Source organism: Ramlibacter ginsenosidimutans, assembly GCF_016654015.1.
GTDB classification, from domain to species: Bacteria; Pseudomonadota; Gammaproteobacteria; order Burkholderiales; family Burkholderiaceae_C; genus Ramlibacter; species Ramlibacter ginsenosidimutans.
Genome location: NZ_JAEPWM010000008.1, coordinates 149,730 through 167,692 on the forward strand (window position 1 = coordinate 149,730; position 17,963 = coordinate 167,692).

The 17,963-nt window shown below is 68.9% G+C and carries 14 protein-coding genes; 8 read left to right on the forward strand and 6 right to left on the reverse strand.

The genetic code is table 11. The features are described 5' to 3' along the window. The first annotated feature begins 4 nt into the window (after positions 1–4). From JJB11_RS18375 to sbmA, 4 genes are all read left to right on the forward strand, one after another. On the forward strand, positions 5–991 hold the full coding sequence (locus tag JJB11_RS18375) for an HpcH/HpaI aldolase/citrate lyase family protein (RefSeq protein ID WP_201174711.1): 987 nt from the start codon (positions 5–7) through the stop codon (positions 989–991). Between the two features lie 11 nt (positions 992–1,002). After that, entirely contained in the window at positions 1,003–1,545 is a 543-nt protein-coding gene (locus JJB11_RS18380) for a hypothetical protein (protein WP_201174713.1), read from the forward strand. Positions 1,546–1,562: 17 nt separating this feature from the next. Beyond that, positions 1,563–4,166: a bifunctional aconitate hydratase 2/2-methylisocitrate dehydratase gene (locus JJB11_RS18385; protein ID WP_201174727.1), complete on the forward strand. Its 2,604-nt coding sequence runs from the start codon at positions 1,563–1,565 to the stop codon at positions 4,164–4,166. A gap of 706 nt (positions 4,167–4,872) precedes the next feature. After that, complete coding sequence (gene sbmA, locus JJB11_RS18390) at positions 4,873–5,889, forward strand: peptide antibiotic transporter SbmA (RefSeq protein WP_201174735.1); 1,017 nt, start codon at positions 4,873–4,875, stop codon at positions 5,887–5,889. 148 nt (positions 5,890–6,037) lie between these two features. Here sbmA and JJB11_RS18395 read toward each other — a convergent pair whose 3' ends face one another. Continuing rightward, the gene (locus JJB11_RS18395) at positions 6,038–6,862 is read right to left on the reverse strand and encodes a helix-turn-helix domain-containing protein (RefSeq protein WP_201964937.1); all 825 of its coding nucleotides are present in this window, start codon (positions 6,860–6,862) and stop codon (positions 6,038–6,040) included. Positions 6,863–7,007: 145 nt separating this feature from the next. Here JJB11_RS18395 and serC point away from each other — a divergent pair, with 145 nt between their 5' ends. From serC to JJB11_RS18415, 4 genes are all read left to right on the forward strand, one after another. Beyond that, positions 7,008–8,090: a 3-phosphoserine/phosphohydroxythreonine transaminase gene (serC, locus tag JJB11_RS18400; RefSeq protein WP_201174739.1), complete on the forward strand. Its 1,083-nt coding sequence runs from the start codon at positions 7,008–7,010 to the stop codon at positions 8,088–8,090. Continuing rightward, positions 8,083–9,285, forward strand: a complete 1,203-nt coding sequence (locus tag JJB11_RS18405) for a phosphoglycerate dehydrogenase (RefSeq protein ID WP_201174741.1) — start codon at positions 8,083–8,085, stop codon at positions 9,283–9,285. Before serC ends, JJB11_RS18405 begins: the two co-directional genes overlap by 8 nt. An 85-nt stretch (positions 9,286–9,370) precedes the next feature. Further along, on the forward strand, positions 9,371–12,268 hold the full coding sequence (locus tag JJB11_RS18410) for an aconitate hydratase (protein WP_201174744.1): 2,898 nt from the start codon (positions 9,371–9,373) through the stop codon (positions 12,266–12,268). A 139-nt stretch (positions 12,269–12,407) separates the two neighbouring features. Beyond that, positions 12,408–13,586, forward strand: coding sequence for an FAD-dependent monooxygenase (locus JJB11_RS18415; RefSeq protein WP_201174746.1), 1,179 nt, complete (start codon positions 12,408–12,410; stop codon positions 13,584–13,586). 94 nt (positions 13,587–13,680) lie between these two features. On the opposite strand, the gene kynA is transcribed toward JJB11_RS18415, so the two are convergent. From kynA to JJB11_RS18440, 5 genes are all read right to left on the reverse strand, one after another. Then, positions 13,681–14,529: a tryptophan 2,3-dioxygenase gene (gene kynA / locus JJB11_RS18420; RefSeq protein ID WP_201174754.1), complete on the reverse strand. Its 849-nt coding sequence runs from the start codon at positions 14,527–14,529 to the stop codon at positions 13,681–13,683. Then, a complete protein-coding gene (gene kynU / locus JJB11_RS18425; RefSeq protein WP_201174756.1) occupies positions 14,526–15,788 on the reverse strand; it encodes a kynureninase in 1,263 nt (420 codons plus the stop codon). The genes kynA and kynU overlap by 4 nt, the downstream gene beginning before the upstream one ends. Positions 15,789–15,843: 55 nt before the next feature. Continuing rightward, positions 15,844–16,473, reverse strand: a complete 630-nt coding sequence (gene kynB / locus JJB11_RS18430; protein ID WP_201174764.1) for an arylformamidase — start codon at positions 16,471–16,473, stop codon at positions 15,844–15,846. Positions 16,474–16,577: 104 nt separating this feature from the next. Continuing rightward, a complete protein-coding gene (locus tag JJB11_RS18435) occupies positions 16,578–17,369 on the reverse strand; it encodes an ABC transporter permease (protein WP_201174772.1) in 792 nt (263 codons plus the stop codon). Further along, a complete protein-coding gene (locus tag JJB11_RS18440; protein ID WP_201174780.1) occupies positions 17,369–17,962 on the reverse strand; it encodes an ABC transporter ATP-binding protein in 594 nt (197 codons plus the stop codon). The genes JJB11_RS18435 and JJB11_RS18440 overlap by 1 nt, the downstream gene beginning before the upstream one ends. Position 17,963: the final 1 nt, after the last annotated feature.

Below are 17,963 nucleotides of genomic sequence, written 5' to 3' on the forward strand. Positions count from 1 at the left end.
CGTCATGCATCCCAACGACCTCCTGCTCGGCGCGCAGGCGCGCACCGGCACGCTGCCGGTGTGCGACCACTACAGCGGCGTGGAAGCGCGCATGCGCAAGAGCCTGGCGCTGCAGGAGGAGATGACGCAGGAGTTCGGCGCCTGCGTGTTCGACGTCACGCTCGACTGCGAGGACGGTGCGCCGGTCGGGGGCGAGGCGGAACATGCCGCGCTGGTGGCGGAACTCGCGCTGGGCGCCAAGCCCGGCGCACGGGTCGCGGTGCGCGTGCATCCGGTGGACCATCCCGCGTTCGAGAACGATGTGGCCACGATCGCCGGCAAGGCCGGGCATCGCCTGGTGCACATCATGCTGCCCAAGGTCGAGACGCCGCAGGACGTCGAGCGCGCCAGCCGTGCGCTGCATGCCGCCGGCGCACGCGAGCTGCCGCTGCAAGGGCTGATCGAGTCGCCCGCGGCCGTGCACCGCGCCTTCGACATCGCCGCGCATCCGCGCATGCAGTCCCTCAGCTTCGGCCTGATGGACTTCGTGTCGGCGCACGGCGGCGCCATTCCCTCGGCGGGCATGGGCGTGCAGGGCCAGTTCACGCACCCGCTCGTGGTGCGCGCCAAACTCGAAATATCCTCCGCCTGCCATGCCCACGGCAAGGTGCCGTCGCACGGCGTCGTGACGGAGTTCAAGGACCGCGACGCTTTCCGCGCTGCGGCGTCGCGTGCGGCCAACGAGTTCGGTTACACGCGCATGTGGAGCATCCACCCCGACCAGATCAGGACGATCGTGGAAGTGTTCGCTCCGTCGGCTGACGAAATTCACAAGGCGACACAACTTCTGCGCGCCGCGGAGGCCGCCGGGTGGGCACCGATCAGCTTCGACGGCAAACTCGAGGACAGGGCGAGCTATCGCTACTACTGGCAGGTGCTGCAACGCGCCCACCAGACTGGGCGGCAGCTTCCCGAACAAGCGCGCGAATGGTTCGCGCGCAATCAGTCCTGAGGAGAGACGTCATGCGGAAGATCCTTGTTGCCAGTTTCCTGATCGCGGCGTTCGCCGGCAGCGCTTTTGCGCAGTCGCAGCCCGGTGCGGCCGCCGACAAGCCGGCGGCCAAGGCGAAGAAGCCGGTGAAGGTGAAGGACCACCCAGCCCCCACCCACCACCAGGCCATCGAAGAGGCGACGCCGCTGTCGGAACCCGATCCCACCATCAAGCTGAACGATGCCCAGCTCGCGATCGCCAAGACCATCTTCACCGGCGTGATCCAGTGCGAACTGGGCGAGAAGGTCACGATCAAGCCGATGCGGCGCGAAGGCTTCTTCTTCGTCTCGCGCGGCATCCACCGCTTCGTGATGCACCCCGAGGAAAGCCGCACCGGCGCCATCCGGCTGGAAGACCCGGTGCGCGGCGGCCTGTGGCTGCAGCTGGCCAACAAGTCCATGCTGATGAACCAGAAGGAAGGCAAGCGCCTTGCCGACGAATGCCAGAGCCCCGAGCAGGTGACCTACGCCAAGAACATGAAGGCGGTCAACCTGCTGGAGCCCGAAAAGAAGTGATTTAACCGAGAGAACCCATGTTGCAAGCCTACGTCGAACACGTTGCCGAGCGCGCCAAGCTCGGCATCCCCCCGCTGCCGTTGTCCGCCAAGCAGACCGCCGAACTGATCGAGCTGATCAAGTCGGCGCCGGCCAAGGAAGAAGCCTTCCTGCTGGACCTGCTGACGAACCGCGTGCCGCCGGGCGTGGACGACGCGGCCAAGGTGAAGGCGAGCTTCCTCGCCGCCGTTGCGCATGGGGACCTCGCCGTTGCCGCCATCTCCAAGGCCAAGGCGACCGAGCTGCTCGGCACCATGGTCGGCGGCTACAACGTCAAGCCCTTGATCGACCTGCTGGACGACCGCGAGGTCGCCCAGGTGGCCGCGGACGGCCTGAAGAAGACGCTGCTGATGTTCGACTTCTTCCACGACGTCGCGGAGAAGGCGAAGGCCGGCAACGCGTACGCGAAGGAAGTGATCCAGTCGTGGGCCGACGCCGAGTGGTTCACGAGCCGTCCGGAAGTGCCGCAGAAGATCACGGTCACCGTGTTCAAGGTGCCCGGCGAAACCAACACCGACGACCTGTCGCCCGCGCCCGATGCCTGGTCGCGCCCCGACATCCCGCTGCACGCGATGGCGATGCTGAAGAACTCGCGCCCCGGCACGGCTTTCAAGCCGGAGGAAGAGGGCAAGCGCGGGCCGATCGCCTTCATCGAGCAGCTGAAGTCCAAGGGCCACCAGATCGCCTACGTGGGCGACGTGGTGGGCACCGGTTCCTCCCGCAAGTCCGCCACCAACAGCGTGATCTGGATGACCGGCCAGGACATCCCCTTCGTGCCGAACAAGCGTTTCGGCGGCGTCACGCTGGGCGGCAAGATCGCCCCGATTTTCTACAACACGCAGGAAGACTCCGGCGCGCTGCCGATCGAAGTGGACGTGTCCGGCTTCGAGACCGGCGACGTGATCGACGTCTTCCCGTACGAGGGCACGGTCGAGAAGGACGGCAAGGTCGCCGCGCGCTTTGCGCTGAAGTCCGACGTGCTGCTCGACGAAGTGCGGGCCGGCGGCCGCATCAACCTGATCATCGGCCGCTCCCTCACGGCCAACGCGCGCACCTTCCTGGGCCTGGGCGCCTCGACCGCCTTCCGCCTGCCCAAGCCGCCCGTCGACAGCGGCAAGGGCTTCACGGTGGCCCAGAAGATGGTGGGCAAGGCCTGCGGCCTGCCGCTGAAGAACGGCAAGCAGCCCGGCATCCGCCCCGGCACCTACTGCGAGCCGCGCATGACCACCGTCGGTAGCCAGGACACGACCGGCCCGATGACCCGCGACGAGCTGAAGGACCTGGCCTGCCTGGGCTTCAGCGCCGACATGGTGATGCAGTCCTTCTGCCACACCTCCGCCTACCCGAAGCCCGTGGACGTCAAGACGCACCGCGAGCTGCCCGCGTTCATGTCCAACCGCGGCGGCGTGTCCTTGCGGCCCGGTGACGGCGTGATCCACAGCTGGCTGAACCGCCTGCTGCTGCCCGACACCGTCGGCACCGGAGGCGACAGCCACACGCGCTTCCCGATCGGCATCAGCTTCCCGGCCGGCTCGGGCCTGGTCGCCTTCGCCGCCGCCACGGGCGTGATGCCGCTCGACATGCCCGAGTCCGTGCTGGTGCGCTTCAAGGGCGAGATGCAGCCCGGCATCACGCTGCGCGATCTCGTGCACGCGATTCCCTACTTCGCGATCCAGCAAGGCCTGCTGACCGTCGCGAAGGAGAACAAGACGAACATCTTCTCCGGCCGCATCCTCGAGATCGAGGGCCTGCCCGACATGAAGGTGGAACAGGCGTTCGAGCTGTCCGACGCGTCCGCCGAGCGCTCCGCCGCCGGCTGCACGGTGAAGCTGAACGAAGCGCCGATCCGCGAGTACCTGCAGTCCAACGTCGTCCTGATGAAGAACATGATCGCGCAGGGCTACGCCGACAAGCGTTCGCTGGAGCGCCGCATCAAGGCCGTGGAAGCCTGGCTGGCCAAGCCGGAGCTGCTGGAAGCCGACAAGGATGCGGAATACGCCGCCGTGATCGAGATCGACCTCGCGAAGATCACCGAGCCGCTGCTGTGCTGCCCGAACGATCCCGACGACGTGAAGCCGCTGTCGGCCGTGCAGAACACGAAGATCGACGAAGCCTTCATCGGTTCGTGCATGACCAACATCGGCCACTTCCGCGCTGCGTCGCTGCTGCTGGAAGGCAAGCGCGACATCCCGGTCAAGCTGTGGGTCGCGCCGCCGACCAAGATGGACCAGGAGGAGCTGACCAAGGAAGGCCACTACGCCAACTTCGGCGGCGCCGGCGCGCGCACCGAGACGCCCGGATGTTCGCTCTGCATGGGCAACCAGGCGCAGGTGAAGGAAGGCGCGACGGTGGTGTCCACCTCCACCCGCAACTTCCCCAACCGCCTGGGCAAGAACACGAACGTGTTCCTCGCCTCCGCGGAGCTCGCCGCGATTGCTTCCAAGCTGGGCCGCCTGCCCACGGTGGCCGAATACCAGGCCGACATGGGCGTCATCAAGGCCAACGGCGACAAGGTCTACCGCTACATGAACTTCGACCAGATCGAGGAGTATGCGGAGACGGCGAGGGAAGTGACGGTCTGATCGACCTGCGCTTCACGCGAGAAGGCGGCCTGCGGGCCGCTTTCTTGTCTTTGCCGACATCGGCGGACTGAATGTGCGCTCTGCGGAGGCCGGTGGGCGTCGCGGCAGGCGGCGTGCGGTGCAGGCCCGCTGGGCCTCGGTCGGCGGCTGCGCGCGCCGACTCCCCTGGAAGCCGGTCCGGGCGGCGTCGCGCGGCACAACTCGCGGAGAGTTTGCCCGCGCGCGGGCAAACTCTCCGCTCGGACAAGTGCCGCGGTAGCATGAAACGTACGCGCGGCTCGACGCTGACGCTCTCGAGCCCCGCTCCGCCGCCCGGACCGGCTTCCAGGCGATGCCCTTCATGCGGGCCTGCACCGCACGCCGCCTGCCGCGACGATGGACAGTCGGGCCCCTGCGAAGAGGACCGACGCCTCGTAGGCTGGGGTGAGCAACGCGAACCCCAGCGATCCAGCGTAGCGCAGCAAGCTGGGGTTCGCCTGCAGCTCACCACCAGCCTACGAATTCCGCGTCAACCGCCGCAACACTGTGCGTGCGCGAACTGGCCGGTTTGCGGCCCATCCATTCACGCGACAACCGCCCGCTTCCGTGCAGCCGCACCACGCGGCAGTTGAACTGTGCCGCCGCCGCGCCCTCTACTCCTGGCAGCCCCGCAACGGGGCACGAGCCGTTAGCATGCCGACGGCGATAAAACCAAGGAAAACAGTCCATGTTCCGTTCGTTCTTCCTCTCCCGGCGTTGGCTCGCGTGGTCGGTGCTGGGGACCGCGCTGATCCTCTACGCCACCTGGTACCGGGTGCAGCTCGACGTGAGGATCAACGAGTGGTTCGGCACCTTCTACGACCTGCTGCAGAAGGCGCTGGACAAGCCGGGCTCCATCACCGCCGCGCAGTACTGGCAGCAGGTCAGCACCTTCCTGTCGATCGCCATGATCTACGTGACCGTGGCCGTGGTGGTGGACTTCTTCATCAAGCACTACGTGTTCCGGTGGCGGCAGGCGATGAACCAGTACTACATGGCGAACTGGGAGAAGTTGCGCGTGGTCGAGGGCGCTGCGCAGCGCGTGCAGGAGGACACCATGCGCTTCGCCTCCATCGTGCAGGGCCTGGGCGTCGACCTGATGCGCAGCCTGATGACGCTGGCGGCCTTCCTGCCCATCCTGTGGGCGCTCTCGGAGAAGATCACCAGCATTCCCATCCTGGGCGCGATCCCGCACTCCCTGGTGTGGGTGTCGCTTGGCTGGGCGGCCTTCGGCACGGTGGTGCTCGCCTTCACCGGCATCCTGCTGCCGGGCCTGGAGTTCAACAACCAGCGCGTCGAAGCGGCCTACCGCAAGGAGCTCGTCTACGGGGAGGACGATCCGAGCCGCGCTTCGCCACCGGTGGCGCAGTCGCTGTTCCAGAACGTGCGGCACAACTACTTCCGCCTGTTCTTCCACTACCTGTACTTCGACGTGGTGAAGTGGTCGTACCTGCAGGCGAGCGTGCTGGTGCCGCTGGTGGCCATGGGCCCCACGGTGGTCGCCGGCGTGATCACGCTGGGCGCGTACCAGCAGATCGCGCGGGCGTTCGACAAGGTGACCGAGTCCTTCCAGTACCTCGTGTACAGCTGGAGCACGATCGTGGAACTGATCTCCGTGTACAAGCGCCTGCGTGCGTTCGAAGCGCGCATCCACGAACCGGACGTGGCGCCGCCGGATGACGGGCTGGTGCCGTTGAATCCTTGATGGGGAGCTGGGGTTCGCGGCGCTCACCTTCCGCCGGCCTGCGGCCGGCGCCAGCCTACGACGCGGACGTGCGACGAAACGGAATTCGCAGGCTGGTGGTGAGAAAAGCGATTCGTAGGCTGGTGGTGAGCGCAGCGAACCCCAGCTCTCAGCCCGCAAGAAGCGCGCGCAACTGCTCCCCCGTCCCCGCATCCGCCGGAAAGAAAGTCTCCAGCGCCAGTTCCTGCAAGGTCACGTCCACGGGCGTACCGAAGATGGTCGTCGTGCTGATCAGGTTCAACACGCCGCTGTCGGTGCGCAGGCGCAGCGGCACCGCGATGCCGAGCACTTCGCCTTCGAGCCGTGTGTCGTCCTCGCCAGCGGTCACCGGGTAGCCGCGCAGCTCCCTCTCCAGGTCCTGCAGCGTGCGGTCGCCGGTGGCCTGGATCTGCTGTCGCAGCCGCTCGAACAGGTGATGCCGCCACTGGCCGAGGTTGACGATGCGCGGCGCGAGTGCCTGCGGGTGCAGGCTCAGGCGCAGCACGTTCACCGGCGGCTGCAGCAGGGACGCATCGACGCCGGCGAGCAGATGCGGCAGGACGGCGTTGTGCGCCAGCAGGTTCCAGTGCCGGTCGATCGCCAGCGCGGGGTAGGGCTCGTGGCTGCGCAGGATCAGTTGCACCGCTTCGCGCGCAGCGGCCAGGGCGGGGTCGTCCAGCGGGCGCTCGCGGTACATGGGCGCGTAGCCGGCCGCCACCAGCAGCGCATTGCGCTCGCGCAGCGGCACGTCCAGCCGCTCGGCCAGGCGCAGCACCATTTCCCGGCTGGGGGCGGAGCGGCCGGTCTCCACGAAGCTGAGATGGCGCGTCGAGATGTCCGCTTCGCTGGCCAGGTCCAGCTGGCTCATGCGGCGGCGCAGCCGCCAGGCGCGCAGGTGTTCGCCGAAGGGAAGGGCGTGGGCGGCCGGCGCGGGCGAGGCGAGGGCAAGGTCCATGGCGCGATGGTAGGGCGGCTGGCGCGGCGTTTCCATGACCTGCAAGGTCATGCCCCGGGGCGATGACCGGCACCGGGGCATCTTGTATGCTGGCAGGCCCGGGCGCTCATGCCGTGCCCGCCCCTTTCCAGAGTCCCACGAATCCATGACGCGCGTCTTCAACTTCAGCCCCGGCCCCGCCACCCTTCCCGAGCCCGTCCTGCGCCAGGCGGCTGCCGAGATGCTGGACTGGCACGGCAGCGGCATGTCGGTCATGGAGATGAGCCATCGCGGCAAGGAGTTCATGTCCATCCATGCGGAAGCGGAGGACCTGCTCGCCGAGTTGATGGGGATTCCCGCGAACTACCAGATCCTGTTCATGCAGGGCGGCGCCATCGGCGAGAACGCGATCGTGCCCATGAACCTGATCGGCGCCACCGGCCGTGCCGACTACGTGCTGACCGGCGACTGGTCGAAGAAGTCGGCGAAGGAAGCCAAGACCTATGGCACGGTGAACGTGGCCGCGACCGCCGAAGCCTCGAAGTTCACCGCGATCCCGAAGCAGTCGCAATGGACGCTGGACCCCGGCGCCTCCTACGTGCACATCTGCTCGAACGAGACCATCGGCGGCGTGCAGTTCCACTGGACGCCCGACACGGGCAAGGTGCCGCTGGTGGCCGACATGTCCTCGGACATCCTGTCGCGACCTATTCCCGTCGAGAAGTACGGGCTGATCTACGCGGGCGCGCAGAAGAACATCGGGCCGTCGGGCCTCACCATCGTCGTCGTGCGCAAGGACCTGCTCGGCCACGCGCTGCCCATCACGCCCTCGGCCTTCAACTACAAGATCCAGGGCGAAGCCGACTCGATGTACAACACGCCGCCGACCTACGCGATTTACATCGCCGGCCTGGTGCTGAAGCACGTGAAGGCGCTGGGCGGCATGCCGGCCATGGCGGAACACAACGCGGTGAAGGCGAAGATCCTGTACGACTTCCTGGACCAGAGCAGCTTCTTCCGCTCGCCGATCGCGAAGGAGGACCGCTCGCTGATGAACGTCACCTTCTGGCTGAAGGACGAGAAGCTCGACGATCCGTTCGTGCAGGGCGCGAAGCAGCGTGCCATCGTTGGCATCAAGGGCCATCGCTCCGTCGGCGGGATGCGCGCTTCCATCTACAACGCGATGTCCGTCGAAGGCGTGCAGGCGCTCGTGAAGTACATGCAGGAGTTCGAAAGAAGCCATGGCTAGCGGGCCCGTCTTCGGGGTGCTGGTCCTCAACCAGATCTCGAAGGCTGGTCTCGAGCGGCTGCCTGCCGCGCGCTACCGCACGGGCAAGGACATCGCGCAGCCCGACGCCATCCTGGTCCGCTCCGCGGACCTGCATGGCATGGACATTCCCGCGTCGGTGCAGGCGGTCGCTCGCGCGGGCGCCGGCACCAACAACATTCCGGTGGCCGCGCTCGGCGCGCGCGGCATCCCCGTCTTCAACGCGCCCGGCGGCAATGCGAACGCCGTCAAGGAGCTGGTGCTCGCCGGCATGCTGATGGCGGCGCGCAACCTGGGTGCCGCGCTGCGTTTCGTCGACGGGGTCGACCTGCAGGCGCCGGACCTCGAGCGGCGCATCGAGGACGGCAAGAAGGCCTTCGCCGGTTTCGAGCTGGCGCACCACACGCTCGGCGTGATCGGGCTCGGCAAGGTCGGCTCGCTGGTGGCCGATGCGGCGATCAAGCTGGGCATGGACGTCATGGGCTTCGACCCGGAGATCACGGTGGAAGCGGCCTGGAGCCTGCCCTCGCAGGTGCGGCGTGCGGCCAGCGTCGACGACGTGCTGCGGAACGCGCAGCTCGTGTCCCTGCACGTGCCGCTGGTGAAGGCCACGCGACACCTGGTGCATGCCGGCAATCTCGCAGCCATGCGCAGCGACGCCGTGCTGCTGAACTTCTCGCGCGAGGGCGTGGTGGACGATGCCGCGGTGGCGGCGGCGCTCGATGCCGGGCGGCTGGGCTGCTACGTCTGCGATTTCCCCAACGAGCGCACCGCGCGCCATCCCCGCGCGATCGCCTTGCCCCACCTCGGTGCGTCCACCCGCGAAGCCGAGGACAACTGTGCGGTGATGGTCGCCGAGCAGCTGCGGGACTTCCTGGAGCACGGCAACGTGCGCAACGCGGTGAACTTCCCGGACACCAGCATGGGCCGCGGCACCGCCTGGCGGGTGGCGATCGCGAACGCGAACGTGCCCAACATGCTGGGCCAGATCTCCACGGCCATGGCGCACGCCGGCCTCAACATCCACAACATGGTCAACAAGTCGCGCGGCGACATGGCCTACACGCTGGTCGACGTGGACAGTCCCGTGGGTGCACCGGTGCTCGAGGCCATCCGCGTCATCGAGGGTGTGCTGGCCGTTCGCTACCTGCCGGATGCGGGACCGCTGAGGGCGTAACGAGCGTCCGGCATCTCCATTGCGGCCGCGCGGCCCCGCGTTCTGGGGTACGCTTTGCGCAAAGCAACAACGAGAGGTCGAGAGAATGGCTCACGCATTCGCCGAAACACTCCAGAGCTTCCAGGCCGGCCCCGGGCTGGAAGGAAAGTTCTACTCCCTGCCCGCCCTCGCGGCGCACTTCCCGAAGCTCCAGCGGCTGCCGGTGTCCATGCGCATCGTGCTCGAGTCCGTGCTGCGCAATTGCGACGGCAGGAAGGTCACGGCCGAGCACGTCGCGCAGGTCGCGAACTGGCAGCCCAACGCCGAGCGCACCGATGAGATCCCCTTCACCGTCGCCCGGGTCGTGCTGCAGGACTTCACCGGCGTGCCCTTGCTCGCCGACCTCGCGGCCATGCGCAGTGCCGCGCAGCGCCTGGGCAAGGACGTCGGCCGCATCGAGCCGCTCGTGCCCGTGGACCTGGTGGTCGACCACTCGGTCATGGTCGACTTCTACGGGCAGAAGAACGCGATCGACCTGAACATGAAGCTGGAATTCCTGCGCAACCGCGAGCGCTACCAGTTCCTCAAGTGGGGCATGCAGGCCTTCGACACCTTCCGCGTCGTGCCCCCCGGCTTCGGCATCATCCACCAGGTCAACCTCGAGTACCTCGCGCGCGGCATCCACCGGCGCGACGACGGCGTCTGCTACTTCGACTCGCTCGTCGGCACGGACAGCCACACCACGATGATCAACGGCATCGGCGTGGTGGGCTGGGGCGTGGGCGGCATCGAGGGCGAGGCGGCGATGCTGGGCCAGCCGGTCTACTTCCTCACGCCCGACGTGGTGGGCTTCGAGCTCACCGGCAAGCTGCGCGAAGGCTGCACGGCCACCGACCTGGTCCTCACCGTCACCGAGCTGCTGCGCAAGCACAAGGTGGTGGGCAAGTTCGTCGAGTTCTACGGCGAGGGCGCTCGCAGCATCGCCGTGCCGGACCGCGCCACCATCGGCAACATGGCGCCGGAGTACGGCGCCACCATGGGCTTCTTCCCGGTGGACGAGCGCACGATCGAGTACTTCGAGGGCACGGGCCGCAGCAAGGAGGAGATCCGCCTGCTGCAGGCCTATTGCAAGGCCCAGGGCATGTTCGGCATGCCGATGCCGGGCGAGGTCGACTACTCCCAGGTGGTGAAGCTCGATCTCGGCACGGTCACGCCCAGCCTCTCCGGTCCCAAGCGGCCGCAGGACCGCATCGACATCGGCAAGGTGGCGAGCACCTTCAAGGCCTTGTTCTCCAGTCCCGCGGCCGAGAACGGCTTCAACCAGTCGCCCGACATGCTGATGACGCGCCACCTGGTCGCCAAGCCGTCGCCCGAGCCCGGGGTCGAGCCGCTGCCCCCGGACAATCCGCCGACCGCGCCGGCCGCGCCGCGCTTCGTCGAGGAGATGGAGGCGAACAAGTGGACTCCGCCGTCCGCGCACACGATGTCGGTGCCGGCCAAGGTGGAAACGCAGAACGTCACGATCGGCAACGGCGACGTGCTGATCGCGGCCATCACCAGTTGCACCAACACCTCCAACCCCAGCGTGATGCTGGCCGCGGGCCTGCTGGCGAAGAAGGCGGTGGAGAAGGGCCTGCGCGTGATGCCGCACATCAAGACCTCGCTGGCGCCGGGCTCGCGCATCGTCACGGAGTACCTGACGCAGGCGAAGCTGATGCCTTACCTGGAGCAGCTGGGGTTCACGCTGGCGGGCTACGGCTGCACCACCTGCATAGGCAACTCGGGCGACCTCACGCCCGAGATCAACGAGGCGATCACGCAGAGCGACCTGGTGTGCGCGGCCGTGCTCTCGGGCAACCGCAACTTCGAGGCGCGCATCCATCCGAACATCAAGGCCAACTTCCTCGCCAGCCCGCCGCTGGTGGTGGCGTACGCGATCGCGGGCACGGTGCTGAAGGACCTGATGACGGAGCCCGTTGGCAAGAACGCCGATGGCAAGGACGTGTGGCTCGGCGACATCTGGCCGACCAGCGACGAAGTGAACGCGCTGATGAAGTACGCGATGAACGCGAAAGCCTATCGCAACAACTACGCCAAGGTGAAGAGCGACCCGGGCGAGCTGTGGAAGGAGATCCAGGGGGTCACCGGCGACACCTACAACTGGCCCACGAGCACCTATATCGCGGAGCCGCCCTTCTTCGAGGGCTTCACGCTGGAGCCGCCGGCCGCGTCGGCCGCGGGCGGCACGGCGGGGTCGGCGCGGCCGCATGCGGTGCGCAACGCGCGCATCATCGCGCTGTTCGGCGACTCGATCACCACCGACCACATTTCGCCCGCGGGCTCGATCAAGGACAGCTCGCCGGCCGGCCGCTGGCTGCAGGAACACGGCGTCGGCAAGACGGACTTCAACAGCTACGGCTCGCGCCGCGGCAACCACGAGGTGATGATGCGCGGCACCTTCGCCAACGTGCGCATCAAGAACCTGATGATCCCGCCGGGGCCCGACGGCTCGCGCGAAGAGGGCGGCGTCACGCTCTACCGCGACGCGGAGGGCCACGCGGAGAAGATGTTCATCTACGACGCGGCGATGAGGTACATGGCCGAGGGCCGGGCGACCGTGGTGCTCGCAGGCGAGGAGTACGGCACCGGCTCCTCGCGCGACTGGGCGGCCAAGGGCACGCAGCTGCTGGGGATCAAGGCCGTGGTGGCGCGCAGCTTCGAGCGCATCCATCGCAGCAACCTGGTGGGCATGGGCGTGTTGCCGCTGCAGTTCCAGGGCGACATGAGCTGGCAGAAGCTGGGGCTCACCGGCGAGGAGTTCATCGACATCGAGATCGACCCGCAGCTCAGGCCGCAAAGCCAGGCCGCGCTGATCGTGCAGCGGCCCGATGGCAGCACGCAGGAAGTGAAGCTCACGCTGCGCATCGACACGCCGATCGAGGTGGACTACTACCGGCACGGCGGCATCCTGCCGTTTGTGCTCAGGCAGCTGCTCGCTGCATGAGCACCACGGCATTGCCGAATGTGGATCGCCGCGCGACCGCGCGGCGAGGTGCTCAGGCAGCTGCTCGCTGCATGCGGACCGCGGGCACGCGCCACCGGATCGCGACGCGGGGTGAGGTGCTGCGCCGGCCGCGGCCCGCGTGAGCCGGGAGCTGCTGGTCGCCGGCGGCGGCATCGCGGGGCTGGCGGCGGCGCTGGCCGCGCGGCGCGCCGGCTGGGAAGTGCGCCTGTTCGAACAGGCCGCCGAATTCTCCGAGGTCGGCGCCGGCATCCAGCTGGGCCCCAACGCCACGCGGATCCTGCGCGAGTGGGACCTGCTGCAAGGCGACCTGCTGGAGCAGGCGGTCGCACCGCCGCGGCTGCGCGTGCGCGACGGCGTGGACGGCGCGGAACTGGGCGTGCTGGCCCTGGGGCGCGACATCGAGGCCCGCTACGGGGCGCCTTACCTGGCTGTGCATCGGGCTGACCTGCACACGGCCTTGCTCGCGGCCGCGCGCGCCGAGGGCACGCGCCTGCACCCGGATGCGCGGGTGCAGGGGGTGGTGCAGCGCACGGACGCTGTGGCCGTGCAAACCGCGCGCAGCCAGGGTGTGGAAGGCGATGCGCTGCTGGTGGCCGACGGCGTGTGGAGCGGCTTGCGATCGTTGGTACTGCAGGACGGGCCGCCCGCCAGCACGGGCCACCTCGCCTACCGCGCGCTCGTGCCGCAGGCGGACCTGCCCGCGGCGCTGCGCAGCGACGAAGTGACGGTGTGGCTGGCTCCGCGCATGCACCTGGTCACCTACCCGGTGCGCGGCGGCACCTGCCTGAACGCCGTGTGCGTCGTCCAGGGCAGCCAGCCCGGCGACCCGCGCGACTGGGACCATGCGGCCTCGCAGGCGCAGCTCGAGGAGGCCCTGGGACCGGTGTGCAGTGCCGTGCGCGACCAGGTGGCGGCCATGCCGTCCTGGCGCCTGTGGGTGCTGCATGCGCGCCCGCCGGTCGCGTCGGCGGACCAGATGGCCCGCGGCCGCATCGCGTTCGCGGGCGACGCCGCCCATCCCATGCGGCCCTATCTCGCGCAAGGCGCAGCGATGGCGATCGAGGACGCGCGCGAACTGCAGCGCGTGCTGGGCGCAGCCGACGGCCGCGTGATGGACGTGCCTACGGCCTTGCGGCGCTACGCGCTCAATCGCTGGGAGCGGGCCGCGCGCGTGCAGGCACGCTCGCAGCGCAACGGCACGGTGTTCCATGCGACCGGCGCGCTGCGCCTGGCGCGCAATGCGGCCATGCGGGCGCTGGGGACGCGGTTGCTGGACCAGCCGTGGTTGTATCGATAGCGGGATTTGCTGGGGTTCGCCTGCGGCTCACCGCCAGCCTACCGTTCCGCCGCCCCGCGTCCGTAGGCTGGCGGTGAGCGCAGCGAACCCCAGCTCACAAGTCCGTCCGCAGCTGCCAGATCTCCGGGAACAGCACCACGTCCAGCATCTTGCGCAGGTAGCTGACGCCGCCCGTGCCGCCGGTGCCGCGCTTGAAGCCGATCACGCGTTCCACCGTCGTCACGTGGCGGAAGCGCCAGAGGCGAAAGGCGTCTTCGAGGTCGGTGAGTTCCTCGCCCAGCTGGTACAGGTCCCAGCGCGCCTGCGGGTCCCGGTACACCTGCAGCCAGGCTTGTTCCACCTGCTTGTCCGCGACGTAGGGCTGCGTCCAGTCGCGCTCCAGGTGCGACGCGGGCACGGCCAGGCCGCGCCGCGCGAGCAGCCGCAGCGCCTCGTCGTAGAGCGACGGCGCCTCGTACGCTGCGCGCACCACGGCCAGCCGCTCGGCGTGGTGTTCGTGCGGTTTCAGCATCGCGGCGTTCTTGTTGCCCAGGCGGAACTCGATGCAGCGGTACTGCCAGCTCTGGAAGCCGCTCGAGCTGGCCAGGTAGGGCCGGATCGCGCTGTACTCCGGCGGCGTCATGGTGGCCAGCACGTCCCACGCGTGCACCAGCTGCTCCATGATGCGCGACACGCGCGCCAGCATCTTGAAGGCAGGCGGCAGTTCGTCGCGCGCGATGCAGGCGATGGCCGCCGCGAGCTCGTGCAGCATCAGCTTCATCCACAACTCGCTGGTCTGGTGCTGCACGATGAACAGCATCTCGTTGTGGTCGGGCGAGAGCGGCTTCTGCGCCCCCAGGATCGCATCGAGCTGCAGGTAGTCCCCGTAGCTCATGTCGCGGCTGAAATCCAGCTGCGCCTTTTCGGCGTGGACGATGTCTTCGGGCCGGGTCGGATCGGTCATGTCACGGCGTGCTGGCGGTTGAATTCGGGGCGCTGCCACTCTTCTTCGGACAGCACTTCGCGCAGGTGCTCCACCGCGTGCCACACGTCCTCGAAGCGCAGGTACAGGGGCGTGAAGCCGAAGCGCAGGATGTCGGGGCGGCCCGCGCGGAAGTCTCCGATCACGCCGCGCGCGACCAGGGCCTGCACGATCGCGTAGGCGCCCACCTCGCGCGTGAGGCACACCTGCGAGCCGCGCAAGGCGTGTTCGCGCGGGGTCGCGAGGCCGAGGCCATAGCCTTCGCAGCGCTCCTCGACCAGCTGGATGAACAGGTCGGTGAGCGCGAGCGACTTGCGCCGCAGCGCCGCCATGCCGCCGAGCGGCCGCGCCGCGAGCAGCGTCGCCAGCCCGCACTCCAGCGCGATCATGCTCAGCATCGGCTGCGTGCCGCACAGGTAGCGCTGGATGCCGGGCGCAGGCTGGTAGTCCGGCGTGAAGGCGAACGGCGTGGCATGGCCCCACCAGCCGGAGAGCGGCTGCCAGAACCGGTCCGCGTGGCGCGGATGCACCCACACGAAGGCGGGCGCGCCGGGACCGCCATTGAGGTACTTGTAGCCGCAGCCGATCGCGAAGTCGGCGTCCGCCGCATGCAGGTCGACTTCCACCGCGCCGGCACTGTGCGCCAGGTCCCAGATCACGAGCGCGCCCGCGGCATGCGCCGTCCGCGTGAGGGCGCGCATGTCGTGCATGGCGCCGGTGCGGTAGTTGACGTGCGTGAGCATCAGCACCGCGGTGTCGTCGGCCAGCGCGGAGCGGATCTGCTCGCCCTCCAGCAACTGCAGCGTGAAGCCCCGCTCGCGGCACAGGCCTTCGGCGATGTAGAGGTCGGTCGGGAAGTTGCTGCGCTCGCTGACGACGGTGCGGCGCGCGGGCGCGTCGGCGCGCGCGATGGACAGCGCCGCGCTGAGCACCTTGAACAGGTTGATGGACGTGCTGTCCGTGGCGACCACTTCGCCGGGGCGCGCGCCGACCAGCGTCGCGATCTGGTCGCCCAGGCGTTGCGGCAGCTCGAACCAGCCGGCCGTGTTCCAGGAGCGAATCAGTCCTTCGCCCCATTCCTCACGCACGGCGCGGGCGATGCGGTCGGGGGCGGCCTTGGGCAGCGGCCCCAGCGAATTGCCATCGAGGTAGATCACGCCCTCGGGCAGCGTGAACAGGTCGCGCAGTGCGCGCAAGGGGTCCTGCGCGTCCAGCGCACGGCAGTCCTGCAGTCGGGTCATTCGAAGGCCCTCCACGCTACGCGTTGCGGGATTCGCCTCGGGGCGGCCCGGCGGCTCATCGCCATTCCCTCAGCACGGCGCGCACGGGCGAGGCGTCGGCCGTCATCAGTTTCAGGGGCAGGGCGATCAGCTCGTAATCGCCCTCGGGCACGTCGTCGAGCACCAGGTTCTCTAGCACGCGCAGCCCGCGCCGGCGGATCGCCTGGTGGCTGTCCAGCGTCTTGCTCGCCGCGGGGTCGATGCTGGCGGTGTCGATGCCCACCAGCCGCACGCCGGCGTCGGCGAGGCGCTCGATGGTGTCCGGTGCAAAGGCGGCGAGCTCCGGGTCCCAGCGGTCCACGGGCGCGCGCTCGTAGGTGCGCACGAGCACGCGCGGCGGCAGCTCGTGGATCGCGTGCGCCATGTGCTCCCACGTGACCAGCGGCCCGCGCGCGATCGCGTGGATGACGCGGCAAGGCCCGAGGTAGGGATCGAGCGCGAGCGCACCCACCGGTGCGCCCTGCGGGTCGTAGTGCAGCGGCGCATCGGCATGCGCGCCCACATGCGGCGACAGCGTGAGGGTGCTGACGTTCACGGGGCAGCCGGGCGCGATCTGCGCGGCCCACTGCTGCCGGTAAGGCGTATCGCCGGGGAAGACCGGTGCGCCTTCCCGCACCGGCGGCGAGATGTCCCAGAGGCGTGGCATGCGGCGCAGTGTGCGCCGCTCGCGCGGGGCGTGGTGTCGGTTCGCTCCAACACCGGGGCAAATTTTCTTGAGGCCTGAAGGATCCGGGTGCCGGGCTGCGCGGCTCAGGTGCTGCGCAGCCGGTCCAGCCGCAACCGGTGGCGCGCATCGGTCGCACGCCAGGCCGCTGCGTAGCTGGTGGCTGCGACCGCCAGCGCCGCCGCGCCGGCCAGCAGGAACAGCACGAACACCTGGTACTTCGCCGCCTCGAAGGGCGGCATGCCGGCGAGGATCTGGCCGGTCATCATGCCGGGCAGCGTGATCACGCCCGCGGCGGCCATCTGGTTGATGATGGGGATCATGCCGTTGCGCGCGGCGCTGCGCTGCAGCGGCGCCAGCGCGGTGTAGCGGGTCGCGCCGAGGGCGAGTTGCGCCTCCACCGCCGCGCGTTCGCGCACCAGCATGCCGGTGAAGGTGTTGAGCGTGACGCTGGCCGAACTCATCGCGTTGCCCAGCACGATGCCGAGCAAGGGGATCGCCACCTGCGGCGACAGCCAGTGCTCGGGGCGCAGGGTGGCCAGCGCGAAGCCCGTCACGATGACGCTCGCGATGGCGATCGGCAGGCTGGCGAGCGCGACCGCCGTGCCGCCGGCGAAGCGCCGGTCCTGCCGCGAGAAGGTCTCGTAGCCGGCCGCACCGAGCATGGCGACCATGACCAGCACGGTGAGCCAGGGCGACTGGTTGGCGAACAGCTGCTTGAGCACCAGTCCGACCAGCAGCAGTTGCACGACCGTGCGCGCCGCGGCGACCAGCAGCGGGCGCGCAATGCCCATCTGCATCCACAACGACAACCCGGCGCTGGCGACGACCAGCACGGCGGTGGCGGCAAGCTGCCACGTGGAGAGCACGTGTTCCATCAGGAGGACTCCTGCAACTGGCCGTCGGCCAGTCGATAGCGGCGGTGGGCAAGGCGCACGGCCTGTTGCGGATCGTGCGTGACCAGCAGCAGCGTCGTGCCTTGCGCCAGGCGCTCGCGCAGCAGCTCCTCGACCAGCCACGTGCTTTCGGCATCGAGGCCGGAGGTCGGTTCATCGAGCAGCAGCACGCGGTTCTCGGGCGTCATCGCGCGCAGCAGCGCGAGGCGCTGGCGCTCGCCGGTGGACAGGCGCGCCACCTCCCACTCGCCCACGTCGGGCGCGAGGCCCACGCGCGGCAGCAGTTCGCGCAAGGCAGCCGCGTCGCGAAAATGCGGGCCGACCTTGTCGTTCCACCAGCCCGAAGCGGCGGCCACGTAGCTCACGCGACGCCGCCATTGCGGCGCCGGCATGCCGGAGCAGGCTTCGCCATCGAGCAGCACGTCGCCCTCGTGCGGATCGAGGTCGGCGATCATGCGCAGCAGCACGCTCTTGCCCGAGCCGGAGCGGCCCACGATGGACACGCAGGAGCCGCCATCCACCTGCAGCGTGATCGGCCCCACGTGCAGCCGATGCAGTTGCTTCGTCGCCAGCATC